14 protein-coding genes and 1 pseudogene are annotated in these 12,786 nt (G+C 43.9%); 6 read left to right on the forward strand and 9 right to left on the reverse strand.

The window, feature by feature from the left end; genetic code table 11:
• Nucleotides 1–345: 345 nt before the first annotated feature.
• Together JGK22_RS30280 and JGK22_RS30285 are read right to left on the reverse strand one after the other, a co-directional pair.
• Complete coding sequence (locus JGK22_RS30280; RefSeq protein ID WP_293314367.1) at nt 346–1,839, reverse strand: UDP-N-acetylmuramoyl-L-alanyl-D-glutamate--2,6-diaminopimelate ligase; 1,494 nt, start codon at nt 1,837–1,839, stop codon at nt 346–348.
• A gap of 155 nt (nt 1,840–1,994) precedes the next feature.
• Nucleotides 1,995–2,300: a glutaredoxin family protein gene (locus JGK22_RS30285; protein ID WP_293186689.1), complete on the reverse strand. Its 306-nt coding sequence runs from the start codon at nt 2,298–2,300 to the stop codon at nt 1,995–1,997.
• A gap of 236 nt (nt 2,301–2,536) precedes the next feature.
• Here JGK22_RS30285 and JGK22_RS30290 point away from each other — a divergent pair, with 236 nt between their 5' ends.
• The 5 genes from JGK22_RS30290 (at nt 2,537) to JGK22_RS30310 (ending at nt 8,191) form a co-directional block, all read left to right on the forward strand.
• Entirely contained in the window at nt 2,537–3,589 is a 1,053-nt protein-coding gene (locus JGK22_RS30290) for an acyltransferase (RefSeq protein ID WP_293186677.1), read from the forward strand.
• A 334-nt stretch (nt 3,590–3,923) separates the two neighbouring features.
• A complete protein-coding gene (locus tag JGK22_RS30295; RefSeq protein WP_293314369.1) occupies nt 3,924–5,198 on the forward strand; it encodes an ATP-dependent DNA ligase in 1,275 nt (424 codons plus the stop codon).
• Nucleotides 5,199–5,485: 287 nt separating this feature from the next.
• Nucleotides 5,486–6,058 (forward strand): Uma2 family endonuclease, encoded by a 573-nt coding sequence (locus JGK22_RS30300; protein WP_293226494.1) that lies wholly within the window; start codon nt 5,486–5,488, stop codon nt 6,056–6,058.
• Between the two features lie 180 nt (nt 6,059–6,238).
• Nucleotides 6,239–6,883: an SMI1/KNR4 family protein gene (locus tag JGK22_RS30305; RefSeq protein WP_293208123.1), complete on the forward strand. Its 645-nt coding sequence runs from the start codon at nt 6,239–6,241 to the stop codon at nt 6,881–6,883.
• 66 nt (nt 6,884–6,949) lie between these two features.
• Nucleotides 6,950–8,191, forward strand: a complete 1,242-nt coding sequence (locus JGK22_RS30310) for an exonuclease SbcCD subunit D (protein ID WP_293186681.1) — start codon at nt 6,950–6,952, stop codon at nt 8,189–8,191.
• Between the two features lie 10 nt (nt 8,192–8,201).
• On the opposite strand, the gene JGK22_RS30315 is transcribed toward JGK22_RS30310, so the two are convergent.
• From JGK22_RS30315 to JGK22_RS30340, 6 genes are all read right to left on the reverse strand, one after another.
• Nucleotides 8,202–8,621 carry a hypothetical protein gene (locus JGK22_RS30315; RefSeq protein WP_293186682.1) on the reverse strand — a complete coding sequence of 140 codons (420 nt, stop codon included), beginning with the start codon at nt 8,619–8,621 and terminating at the stop codon, nt 8,202–8,204.
• Between the two features lie 36 nt (nt 8,622–8,657).
• Nucleotides 8,658–9,665 carry a methionyl-tRNA formyltransferase gene (gene fmt, locus JGK22_RS30320; protein ID WP_293186683.1) on the reverse strand — a complete coding sequence of 336 codons (1,008 nt, stop codon included), beginning with the start codon at nt 9,663–9,665 and terminating at the stop codon, nt 8,658–8,660.
• A 118-nt stretch (nt 9,666–9,783) separates the two neighbouring features.
• Nucleotides 9,784–10,866, reverse strand: coding sequence for an RNA-directed DNA polymerase (locus JGK22_RS30325; protein WP_293186684.1), 1,083 nt, complete (start codon nt 10,864–10,866; stop codon nt 9,784–9,786).
• A 122-nt stretch (nt 10,867–10,988) separates the two neighbouring features.
• Nucleotides 10,989–11,336: a diversity-generating retroelement protein Avd gene (gene avd / locus JGK22_RS30330; protein WP_293186685.1), complete on the reverse strand. Its 348-nt coding sequence runs from the start codon at nt 11,334–11,336 to the stop codon at nt 10,989–10,991.
• 57 nt (nt 11,337–11,393) lie between these two features.
• The gene (locus tag JGK22_RS30335) at nt 11,394–11,678 is read right to left on the reverse strand and encodes a DUF2442 domain-containing protein (RefSeq protein ID WP_293186686.1); all 285 of its coding nucleotides are present in this window, start codon (nt 11,676–11,678) and stop codon (nt 11,394–11,396) included.
• A gap of 3 nt (nt 11,679–11,681) precedes the next feature.
• Nucleotides 11,682–11,942 carry a DUF4160 domain-containing protein gene (locus JGK22_RS30340; protein ID WP_293186687.1) on the reverse strand — a complete coding sequence of 87 codons (261 nt, stop codon included), beginning with the start codon at nt 11,940–11,942 and terminating at the stop codon, nt 11,682–11,684.
• A gap of 224 nt (nt 11,943–12,166) precedes the next feature.
• On the opposite strand from JGK22_RS30340, the gene JGK22_RS30345 reads away from it, so the two are divergent.
• The gene (locus JGK22_RS30345; protein WP_293186688.1) at nt 12,167–12,559 is read left to right on the forward strand and encodes a hypothetical protein; all 393 of its coding nucleotides are present in this window, start codon (nt 12,167–12,169) and stop codon (nt 12,557–12,559) included.
• A gap of 100 nt (nt 12,560–12,659) precedes the next feature.
• Here the strand turns inward: JGK22_RS30345 and JGK22_RS30350 are convergent.
• A pseudogene (locus tag JGK22_RS30350) lies at nt 12,660–12,786 on the reverse strand (IS110 family transposase); the annotation flags it as partial.

Below are 12,786 nucleotides of genomic sequence, written 5' to 3' on the forward strand. Positions count from 1 at the left end.
ACCCCCAGATCCCTTGAGCAAACTCATTGCAAGAGGCAGACATCAATGAACATTTTTTGCAGGATAATTGCCATTCAATCAGAAGCGAGATCCCCAATGTCTCCTACACAAGTAGTTACTTTTGTCAAATTTCTTGTTAAGAAAGATGTTTATAAAGCATAGGATCGAAGGGGGACTTTGATCGGAATCTTGTCCCCCCCCTTAGTAGGGGCGGTGGATGGTGCGGGCCCGCCCTCGGCTAGGGTGATCGGATTCTATGCAACCTCATAAAAAATTGCTATAAGCCATTAATAGTTAACCAAATTGGGTTAACTATTAACACTAAGTGTAATTGGGTTAGTCGAATCAGTTCATTCGGACTGTCAAGGCATCTCGTGCTTGTTCTCGATCGTCAAAATGGACTTTTTCGGTGCCCAAAATCTGATAATCTTCGTGTCCTTTGCCTGCAATCAGCACGCCATCTCCGGGTTTAGCGTCCATAATAGCAGTGCGAATGGCTGCGGCGCGATCGCACATCACGACGGGTTTTACGTCAGCGGGAATGCCTGCGAGCACATCTTCCAAAATGCGATCGGGATTTTCGGTGCGCGGATTGTCGGAGGTAACAACGGCTATATCGGCCAACTCTGCCACGATTTTACCCATGATCGGGCGTTTCGTGCGATCGCGATCGCCACCGCAACCAAACACACAAATCATTTGACCGGGAATAAACGGCCGCGAAGCCTTCAACAAGTTCTCCAAACTATCTGGAGTGTGCGCGTAATCGACAATTACACTAATATCTTGGTCGGGACTAATTTGCACCCGTTCCATCCGTCCCGGCACTCCCGAAAACATAGCTAATTTCTCCACAATTGCGGACAAATCCAAACCCAATTCTAAAACCGCACCGACAGCAGCCAGCATATTTGATAAATTGAACTGACCGACTAAAGGCAAAATAAAAGCAGTTTCACCCTTAGGAGTGTGCAGCATTCCCTTAACTCCATTGGGCTGATAATGCAAATCGAAAGCATACAAATCAGCAGTTTTGTCCGTAGTGCTGTAACTCCACACTTGCTCGGATTTTAAATTTTCAACAATCCGCCGTCCGTAGGAGTCGTCAATATTAATTACAGCGCGATTTTTGAGATAATTTTGACTAAACAAAAGCGATTTTGCCTCAAAATAATCCTCCATATCGCGGTGATAATCGAGATGATCTTGAGTCAAGTTGGTAAACACAGCAACTTCAAAAGTACAGCCCAAGACTCGCTGCTGTGCTAAAGCATGGGAACTGACTTCCATCACCCCGTGTTTGCATCCAGCGGTGACAGCTTCTGCTAGCTGTTTTTGCAAGTCGATCGCAAAAGGTGTAGTGTAAAGAGCAGTTTGTTGGAAACCAGGCCAGCGAGTGTAAAGCGTGCCGAAAATTGCTGTCGGCAACTGCATTTGATTGAGCAAAAATTCGATTAAATGAGTTGTTGTAGTTTTGCCGTTAGTCCCAGTAACGCCTACAAGTTTTAATTTGCTAGCAGGATTGCCGTAAAATGTGGTGGCTATTTGACCGCAAATTTGAGCCATGTCGGTTGCCACAATCACGCAGGTATCCCCGTCTTGGGGGGGTGTTTTCTCGGCGGCTTGAGTGGAAATTATGGCCGCAATTGCACCGCTGGCGATCGCGCTTTGCCAAAAATCTCCGCCATCTACCCGCGTCCCCGGCATTCCCAAAAACAAATCCCCCGCCTGACAAGCATGGGAATTAGTAGATAAACCCTTGACTTCGGCATCGAGAGCTCGATGTTGGGTGTCAAAGGAAATGCCGGGAAGTGTTGCTAATAATTCTCTCAATTTCATCTGAAAAACTCCTCACTTGGATGTTTTGAATATGACTTGCGCCAGAAATTGTTCGATCCGCTATCTACAAGCCTTTTCGGTGTAAAATCGGCACTCTCCGGGCCAAGAGTGCGGACTCGGCACCCAAAGGGCTTGATTTTTTGCGTTAAATCATATTATTCTGATTGATCGATTTGCAAATATTTCTGTAACATTTGCTCCAATTGTTGAACTGTACAGCGGGGAGAAGGACGAGGTAATTGTTCTTCTGGGGAAAATGCAGCGTCGCCACCAGAATTTTTGCGTTGGGACTCCACTTTAAACAAAACTGGCACTTCGTACTGGTAAGCTTGAAACCAGTCATCACGTTCGGTAATGTCTCGTACTTCCAATTGAAACTTGAGGCTTTCAATCTGTTCGAGTTTTTCTTGCAACCCTTCGCACAAGTGGCATCCGGGTTTGCTGTACAAAATCAATCGCATCATCAGAGTACAATTAGACTTGATATTAAATTCTCGAAAGTGTGAAAAGTGCGATCCTCTTCGAGGGCTTCGCTAACGGAAGTTGGCGAACCAGACTTCGCAAAAAGCAAGCCCCGGCATGATTGACCTCAACGCACGATCGAGGCTATCTTAGCATTGGTGGCGAACCGATTACTACAATTTGCCATCTCAATGCAAATGCCAGCCGATCGAACCCTACACTTTTTCTGTAAAAAATGCAAATTACGCCGGAAATATCTTGCCGAATTAAATTATTGCGTCTGCCTCTCATCATTGGGATTGTTACTATTCACTCGTCCATCAATTCTGTGGGATATGCTGACAAATTTTTCCAGACGTTGATTGCGGGGACTTGGGGCGGTTCTTGCGTGGCTTTTCTGTTCATGCTTTCAGGCTTCCTGTTTTTCAGGAATTTTAATTTATCGCTGAATTCTTACAAGGAAAAGCTCCAATCTCGGTTTTGGACTCTCCTGGTTCCCTATTTGTTTTGGAACTTGGCTTTATTGACACTGGTGTTAATTGTGATCAACGTACCGGCAACGAGTGGAATTATCCAAGGGCATTACAAAAAATATATTGGAGACTACAGTTTTGCCAACTTTATAGATTGTTTAACTGGATATAAAAGCCTTTATCCGATCGCATTTCATTTCTGGTACGTCCGGGATTTGATGGCGATGGTGATTCTATCTCCGGTATTTTTGCTGATCGCTAGAAAGATACCTTATCTAGGTATAGCTTTGTTTGCCGCGCCTTGGTTGCTGGATTTTCAAATTGGTTTTAGCATCCAGTGGTTGGGGCCGTTGTTCTTTTATTTGGGATGTCTGATTGCTGTTCAAAAATTGGATCTAACTTGGCTCGACCGACGAAAAAGTGCGATTATCGGTATATACTTAGGCATGGCTCTTGTGCTGACAATTACGCAAACAGCCGACATTAAAACTTTCCAGCACCAGTTAGAATGCTGCACGAGAGTAATGGGTACGGCGGCGATTTGGTGCGCTTCAGATTTGGTGTCGGGAAAGCTAGAAAAAGCCTGTTTTAATTTTTCTGGTTTGGCATTTTTTGTTTATGCTATTCACGAACCGACGGTAACAGTTTTTAAGGAAGTTTTTAACAAGTTGTCAAAGCCTTCCAGTTCGATAACTGTGATTGTATACTATTTATTGACAATCATTCTAGCAACTTTAGTGACGCTGGCGGTGGGGAGTTTTTTACAAAGGTATACGCCTAAGTTCTTTCAAACGATCACAGGTGCAAGAGGATAATCAGATGACAGTTGACAGTTGATAGTTGACAGTTGATAGTTGATAGTTGATAGTTGACAGCGACCTCTCCCTTGTGGGGAGAAATGATATCAAATCCGGTACCATCGGAATTATTCAGATCTCTATTCTCTCCCTCTGTGTCCTCTGTGTTCTCTGCGGTTAAATCATTCCCATGCAACCGGAAACAATATGAATAGTCTGATTTTAATTTCTCCCTACAAGGGTTCCGGCTTTCAACCAATTCTTTCTGGTAAATGCTGGTTTGGGTTTTCCTTGACTAATGAATCAAGCTTCAGTATAGTATTACAAGTAGCCCAACAAAAAAGGAGGCTGTATGGAGTGGATGGAATACGCAGAAGCTAAGCGAAAATCAGCCAAAAAAATTAGCGCCGATATTCGAGAACGCTGGAACAATCGCATTGTCACGCGGGGATTGCACTTGATGGGTGAAGCGGGGGCGGTGCAGTATTTAGCTGATTACGGGCGCGGCATTGGTACGGCAAAAGTTATTAGTTTTGCACTGTGTGCGGAGTCGGAAGGATACCCGGAAATGGCGATCGGCTTTTGGAAAAGAGCGTTTGAATTGGAAACCGGAGAAAAGCCGACTAAAAACACTCCAAACAACTCTACCACTAATCCTACTCCTGCGGCAAAATCAAAGGTTGCGGCCAAAGTTGAGACTGTCAATAATCCGATTGTCCCCGAATTACCTCCGCACTTGCAGCCGGGAAGGATTGTGACGATGCAGCCGGTTGACGCGCCCAGCGAACGTTCTTATTACATCGAAAATCCCGACTATTGGGGACAGCCAAAACGCGACGGCAATCGAGTGGTGGTCGTGGCGACGCCAGATAAAGTATACTACCAATCGCGATCGACAAACCTGCGACAACAAGCGTCAATTGCGATCGATCGCGCTTTAATCGACACAGCAGCTAAAATTGGCATCTTTGTCTTAGACGGCGAACTGTATTACAAAAGCTATACGGGCAGCGAACATCGCACGGGCGCCCAAGCTGCTACAGTTAATATTGAAAGCGGTTTTCCGACAACCCAGCCAACGGCAGTTTATGCCATTTTTAAAGCTTTGTTTTCCCACGGTAAAGACTTGACTGGGTTGGCGGAATCCGAACGAATAGCCGCCGGAGTTGCAGTTGGCGAAATCTTGGCAAGTTTATCTACGGAATTTGAAATTGTACCGACATCTCGCACCGCAGGCGAAAAACTTTTACTGGCGCAGCAGCAGGAAGCTGAAAACAGAGAAGGTGAAGTTTGGGTTTTGCATAACTGCTTCTATGTCGGCGGCAAAGATGTTAAAAAATCTCCGATGGTGAGGACTAAATACTGTCAGGAATATGACTTATTTATTGTCGGGTTGACTCGGACAAAAGTAGCGGGGCGGCCGTTTAGTGCGATCGAAGTTGCACAAGAAATCAATGGCAAGTTAGTACCGATCGGAACAGTGGGAACGGGCTTTAGCAGCGGGGAAATGCTAGAAATTGCCCGACTGTACGAGGCGAACCCTCGCGGAGTCAAAATCAAAGTGCGATCGCAAGGATTGACGGAAAGCGGCAAACTGTGGCACGCCCGATTCCTGGAAATTTGTTAAAATAGCACGGCGGTTGAAACCGCGTCTATACAAACGATGTCTGCCTCCGCAGACTCAAGAAAATAACATAATTTTGCCGTCCGGTATTCAGCCATGTCCTAGCCGGATCTATGAATTTCAACGGGTGCATCTGGTTTTAGCAAATATGTTTGTAGGGGCGAAGCATGACCGCAATCAATATGGGATGATAACTAATAACTTATATGCGGTCATGCTTCGCCCTCTTCAAAAGTGAAATGCACCCATTTCAACAAATATTATCGCACAAAATCAGCCGGGATAAATCAATGGTAATCAGCAAAAACAATTTCTACATTTCACCAGAAGAATACCTAGAAGGCGAACGAGTAAGTCCGATCAAACACGAATACAGACGCGGACACGTTTATGCAATGACTGGTGCAAAAAAGCCCCATATCGTTATTTCTAGCAACTTAATCATGCTGCTAGGGACGCATCTTCAGAATTCGCCCTGCTTAGTTCTCACATCAGATATAAAAGTCCGATTGGAAGAGGCAAATTGCTATTACTACCCCGATATAGCGGTAACTTGCGACGAAAGAGAGATAAATTCCACTGAGGATTTTATCCTGTATCCGTCTTTAATTATAGAAGTGTTGTCGCCGTCAACAGCAACCTTTGACAGGGGCGATAAATTTGCCGATTACCAAACTACATCGAGTTTGCAAGAATACGTACTCATCACTCAATCGGAAATCCAAGTTGAATGTTTTCGACTCAATGGTGAGGGAAATTGGGTTTCTCAGATTTACCGACAAGGAGATGAGTTAGAATTAACAAGTATAAATTTTCGCTGCCCGATCGCCCAAATTTATCAAAAAGTTCCAGGTATTATATGATGAAAGATACAACCAGGTTCGTAATGAGGACTTTAGTCCTTCTCCAGAATCCAAAGAAGGACTGAAGTCCTCACTACAAACCTAAACTACGAACCTAAATTAAGCCCTCACGTTGAAAAGTATAGATTTTCGCCGATCGCCCAAATTTATCAAAAAGTTCCAGGTATTATATGATCGAAGATGAAAGAATTTTTTCAGCCACGAAATCCTTTGGTTCGTACCTTCGCACAAACATTGAGACGCTGCTGTCCCGAGGCGCTTAACTTGTTAAATTCCGGTGCCATCGAAACAGAAATCGACTTATTTAAAAAACGTTACCAACAATCGCTTCCCGAAACATTTTATGATTTTTATCGCTGGTATAACGGTTCCGCTTACGAGAGTTCAGAAAATCAGTGGCTGTTGCCTTTTGAACACGGCAGGAGTATGTTATCTTTGGCATCAATTGCTAAGGAGAAAAAATTTTGGGACGCCCAGAGTCAAGTTAATTTTCAAGAATGGCAGCCCGGAGAATATTGGAACAAAGCATGGATTCCGTTTATGAAAGTAGATAATTTGTGGCTGCGGGTTGTGGATACACAGGGCTGTTTCGGCGGGATTCCGGGACAAATTATCAGTTTCGAGTGCAAAGGCGAACCTTTCAGAAGTATTGAATGCGATTCCTTTGATAAGTGGCTGGAAACTGCGATCGCCAAAATTGAGTTAGAATGTTTGTTTGCAGAGTTTCACGAAATCGGCTTTGAGGAAGAAAAGGCAGTATTTGCGATCGAGAAACGTATCAATCCTAACCGCCGCAGCATTGAACTGGAACCAAGAAAAGTCTAAAATAGAATGAGGGCTTTAGTCCTCACAACAAACAACTAATAACTAATAACTAATAACCAATAAACAATGATTAAAATTTTACACCTTTCAGACATTCACATGGGCAGCGGCTTTTCCCACGGCCGCGTCAATCCAGAAACCGGGTTAAATACGCGGCTGGAAGACTTCGCGGCGACGCTAAGTAAATGTATGGATAGAGCAATTTCTGAACCCGTAGATTTAGTTATATTCGGCGGGGATGCTTTTCCGGATTCAACGCCGCCACCGTTTGTTAAAGAGGCTTTTGCGAGCCAATTCAGCCGCTTGGTAGAGGCGCAAATTCCGACTGTTTTGCTAGTAGGAAATCACGACCAACATTCGCAAGGACAAGGCGGCGCGAGTTTGGGAATTTACCGGACTTTGGGAATACCTAAGTTTATTGTAGGCGATCGCCTGGAAACTCACCTCATACACACCCGCAGCGGGCCTGTACAGGTGGTGACGCTGCCTTGGTTGACGCGATCGACCTTAATGACGCGATCGGAGACTGAAAGCCTTTCTGTGAGCGACGTTAACCAATTATTAACCGAAAAACTGACGATCGCCATGGAAGGCGAAATCCGCCGCCTCGATCCAAACATCCCCACCGTACTATTAGCGCACTTAATGGCAGATAAAGCAAGCCTGGGTGCAGAGCGTTTTTTAGCAGTCGGTAAAGGATTCAACATACCCGTTGCCATGCTAACACGCCCTTGTTTCGACTACGTTGCCCTCGGTCACGTCCACAAACACCAAAATCTCAACGCCAACAACAATCCGCCCGTAATTTATCCCGGAAGCATCGAACGAGTTGACTTTAGCGAAGAGAAAGAAGACAAAGGCTTTGTGTTGATTAATTTGGAACGCGGGAAAGCTGAGTGGGAATTTTGCACTTTGCCGGTGCGGGTGTTTCAGACGATTAAGGTGAACGTGTCTGAATCGGAGAGTCCGCAAGCCGACTTGGTGAAAGCCATTGGGAAGAAGGAAATCCAAGATGCTGTCGTAAGATTGATCTACCAATTGCGATCGGAACAATTAGACTTAATTGATAACGCCGAATTGCACGCACTTCTCGGCGCAGCGCACAGCTACACAATTCAACCAGAATTAGTTAGTCAGTTAGCAAGACCGCGGTTGCCGGAATTAAATGCTAATAATAGTATAGAACCTTTAGATGCTTTAAAAACTTATTTAGCAAGTCGCGAAGATTTGAAAGATATTACTGAGAGTATGCTAGATGCCGCGCGGGATTTACTGGGAGTTGAAGAAGAAGTTTTAGTCGAATTTTAGGTATTGTCTGTCACGTTATATGCGGATCTCTACATAAAAATATTACGTGGCAGTTGGTAGGTGCTAATAGAGGATCGTCTTCCACATAGTCTAGGTGAAAATGTTCACCTTTTTGACTATCTTCATGGAAATAGCTTAGTAATGACATACCCAGCTTATGAAAAGCAGATTTAGAACCTTCAAAGACCAGATTTTTATTGTTTAGGGAAATTTTGATTAAATCTAATCTTTCTGGATTTTTTATCTGAGACAACTTCATGGAAATAGCTTCCAGGTTTTCAGGATAAAACTCTGAGTTTATTTTTTCCGCAGGAAGCTTCAAATCTTCACTGATGCTTTCGCAAAGTTCTCCCAGTTCGATAATACCTCGTGGTGAATCAGATATTTCTATTTCTGGTCTGTCCCAGTTGCCATCACATAAAATATACACAGTTTGCCTCCAGATCAAGTAATCTGTTGTTGTAATTCACGAATCAGCATTCCCAAAAACCTCACCCGCAGCCAACCGAGTACCATTGGCAAAATCCACGCCAGACTGAACTTTTTTACCAGCCAACTGCACCTCCCGCAATAATAGCAAACCATCGCCAGTTTGGACGATCGCCCCCAAGCCCTTCACAACCTTCACAACCTCCCCATTTGCGCCCGACAACTGATCCAAAACAGGCCATTCCCGTTCCAAAACCCTCAACTCCGGCGGTAATTGCAGCCAATATTCCGGCCCCACCGGCACAGTTGCGATTACTTTCAGGGAATTACCGCGAAAAGTCGTAGTGCAATCCGGGAAAAAACCCCTAACTTGATTGTGAAGCGCGATCGCACTTTTCGACCAATCCAGCACAAAATCAGCCGCCTTAATCATCGGCGCATAAGTCGCCTCATCATCATGCTGAACAACCGGTTCAACTTCCCCATCCCTCAATTTTATCAAAGTTTCCACCAATAAATCCGCCCCAAGTTCCGCCAACCTGTCGCCCAAAGAATCAGCATTATCCAACAGCGTAATTCCCGCAAAAGCCTTCAAAAGCATCGCCCCAGTATCCATACCAGCATCCATCAGCATAGTAGTAATTCCAGTAGCCTTTTCCCCATTAAAAAGACACCGCTGAATCGGCGCCGCCCCGCGATACTTCGGCAAAATTGAACCGTGAACATTAACGCAAGCCAAACTAGGAATATCCAGAATTTCTTGAGAAAGAATCTGGCCGTAAGCCACCACCACAAACACATCAGCCTCTGCTTCCCGCAACTTAGCAATAGTTTCCGCATCCTTCTTAATTCGGCGCGGCTGCAAAACTGGGAGACTGTGATTTAAAGCCACATCTTTTACAGGTGAAGGCATCAATTTATTCCCCCTTCCCCGGCGCTTATCCGGCTGAGTCACCACACCCACAACCTCAAATTCTGGATGACTCAGCAAACTGGATAAAGTAGGAACAGCAAAGTCAGGAGTGCCAAAAAAAACAATTTTCATCGATTTTTAGTTAAGTACAACAGCCCGAAAAAAACCATAATATCTTATAGAGGTAGATTTAGCCAGCATATCTATATAAAAGCAGTTTATAGTGGCAAAACCAGCCTTATAATGTACTTCAATGACTAAATTTTAGCGTATTCGCACCCCTCACAAACACCAGGGAAGCAAATATTTCTTTTCGCAGTTCCCAAGTGTCGCCATACTTCAAATGTGCAGCCCAACTTTGCAGCGACTCGGTGATTTTTAACAAATCAATTTTGCCCTCATAATATTCTACCTGCATTTGTCGCAGTCGTCGCTTTCCTCGCCGCAAGTTTTCTGTCCTGACTCGAATTCTGTCAGGTAAAATGCGGAAGCCCAGAAAATTTGCGCCTTCTTTTGTCTCAAACAACTGGCTTTTAATCGGATGAATCTTTAACCTCAAATTGACTAAATATTCCTCAACACCAAGCCTTGCATCCGCTAAAAATTCTCGGTCATCTGAGAACAAGGCAAAATCATCTACATAACGGACATATTTTTTAACTTTTAGCTGTTCTTTGATATAATGATCGAATCCATTTAAGTAAACATTAGCGTAAAATTGGCTGCTTAAATTACCAATCGGTAAACCCCGCCGCCGATTCACCGGGGTTAGTAAATCGTCTCCACCAAAATACTCGATAACGGGTTCCTGTGCATTGCTATTGTTGATGATTTGATCCACCAGCCAAAGCGTGTCGGGACATTTTAATTTCCGGCGTACCAAGGCTTTTAAAATCTCGTGGTCGATGCTAGGAAAATATTTCTTAATATCGCATTGTAAAACATAACGGCTAGAACGGGCAAACTCTGTGAAGCGACGCAAAGCCCGGTGAGTGCCAAAACCTACTCGATTGGCGTAGGAATCGTCAATAAAAGTGCGATCGAACAGCGGTACAATAATATTGCAAAAGGCATGATGCACAACTCTGTCTCGGTAGGGTGCAGCAGAAATCATCCGTCGCTTGGGCTCGACAATTTCAAAGGTTCGATATCCGCCAGGAGTGTAGGTTTTGTTAACTAATTCAGCTTGCAGTTTCAGGAGTTCAGCTTCTAAGTTGTAGTTGAAAGCTAAAACATTATGGCGAAAACGCTTGCCTTTTTGCGCCTTTTGTGATGCGACTAAGAAGTTTTCAAAACTGATGATTTCAGACCACAGATTATCGTATCGTTTCATATCTTTTCATAGAAATGACTTACCCACGACTGGACAGAAACCCGGTTTTTTACGAAAATTATTCGCTGTAGTCCGCAGATTAGGCAAAAAACCCGGTTTCTTTGGTCTTAGCGCCTAAGTCCTCATGAAGATGACCGCTTTTTTTGCTGTTTAATCCACCCACCCAACTCGCTGCCAATGTCGTTGACTAATTTTACCACATATTCGTAACGCTCTATAGACATCAAATCAAATTCTCGAAGTAGTCGGGTTTGATGACGTAAAATATCTATTTTTCCGTTTAAAATTTCCAATCGTGCTAACTTTTCTTGGGCGTAACGAGCTACAATGAGTCCTTCTAAAATGTCATAGAGACCCCCAATCATTCTATCGCCCAATGTAAATTTGTGAGTGCGAGGCAGTCGATTTAAAATTGGAACATACCATTTGATTAAATCATAGGTTTTTTGAATAATTGGCAATTCATTCATGGTATCATTTTAATCAGCCGTGGTTGTGGCAGGAAAATTGTTATTTATCGAGAAAATCTAAAATCGACTAACAGATTCTTTTTCATAGGTAGCGATTGGCTGATTTGTAATAATTGAATAGAGAACATCTGGGTCTAAATCTGCTCCATTTTCCCAATAAACTGTTCCCAAATCGGGATTTATTTTGACTTGAACAAAGTAACTCAGGTCTTGTAGGGGGGAAAATATTCCCGTGAATTCGATCAGTTCACTGATATCAACAACTCCCTCCATACAGTCTTCAAACTTGAGATGTAGTTGATAGAATTCTAACGGTTTAACCGAGATAATATCTTTAAGCATTTTTTACTCCAACGGTGTGATAGGCTCTAAAGGAGATTGAACTCTAGCTAGTTGCCAGTTTTGCATTAGTTCTGTCTGATGAATAGCCGCCCATTCTATAACTAGACCTAAGATGCGGGGGGAAAGTTTACCTTCTAAAATCGAAAGAGTTGCGATATCAATGATAGCTTTTTGTTGATTGTAGCGGACGTGAAAATGTGGAGGCGGGTGGTCTTTGTAGTACATGGTGATGATGATACCTAAAAAACGGCTGATTTCTGGCATTATCTCGCCTTCTCCATTATCGGTTGGAAAATTATTCCTGAACTCTTCTTATACAGCCAATAAATTCCAATGTGCTAGCCTATGAACTAGGGTATTATACTATGGCAAAATCTTAACTATTTCGCAGATCATTAGCCTGACACACGTTACAAGTTTGGTAATTCATTTATAGTTTTATCTAATAAATCGGGCAACTCTTCGGAATCCCTACCAAGCTACCCGATTTGGTTTTATTTTCGGATGAAGTCACCCCCATCACAGGAACAAGTCTGGACTCTTCTTGCACGCCCGACAAATTCCCATCTGCCAGTTCTGACCGTGAAGAGTGCTCACAGGGAAGACAGGGAGGAAGGGACAGCCAAAGCTACCGCTACACGAAAACCCCTGTTCCTGTTCGAGTTGCCCGCAGAGTTGTAGTTGCGGTTGGCAGCACGGCAATTGACCGCATTGTCGTTCCACGAACCTCCACGCTGCACTCGGAAGTGCTTGTCCCTTCTCCACCCCCTCACTTGCGCGAGAAAAATGGATACTTATTTAGCTTAGCATTCATCGGTATATTTCAAACAATAATAGTTGGTGGGGTGAGTGAGGGCGGGTTTATTGAGATTGTTTCCTAGTGGGAAATATCTCGGCGAACCCGCCCCTACCGAAATTATGTCTGTTTAACCTGACATCTTGCACCATTCGCAACAATGCTGTAGATACTGTCTTGATCTGTCAAGGGGTAGCAAGTAAATAATTGGGGTCGAAAGGCTTTTGGGACTTTAAAATCCCAAAAGCCAAATGCACCAACTTCCTCATAAGCGCACCAATTACCTGCATTTTGACCTTACCACGACCCAAT

Source organism: Microcoleus sp. PH2017_08_TRC_O_A, from assembly GCF_020738665.1.
GTDB lineage: Bacteria > Cyanobacteriota > Cyanobacteriia > Cyanobacteriales > Microcoleaceae > Microcoleus.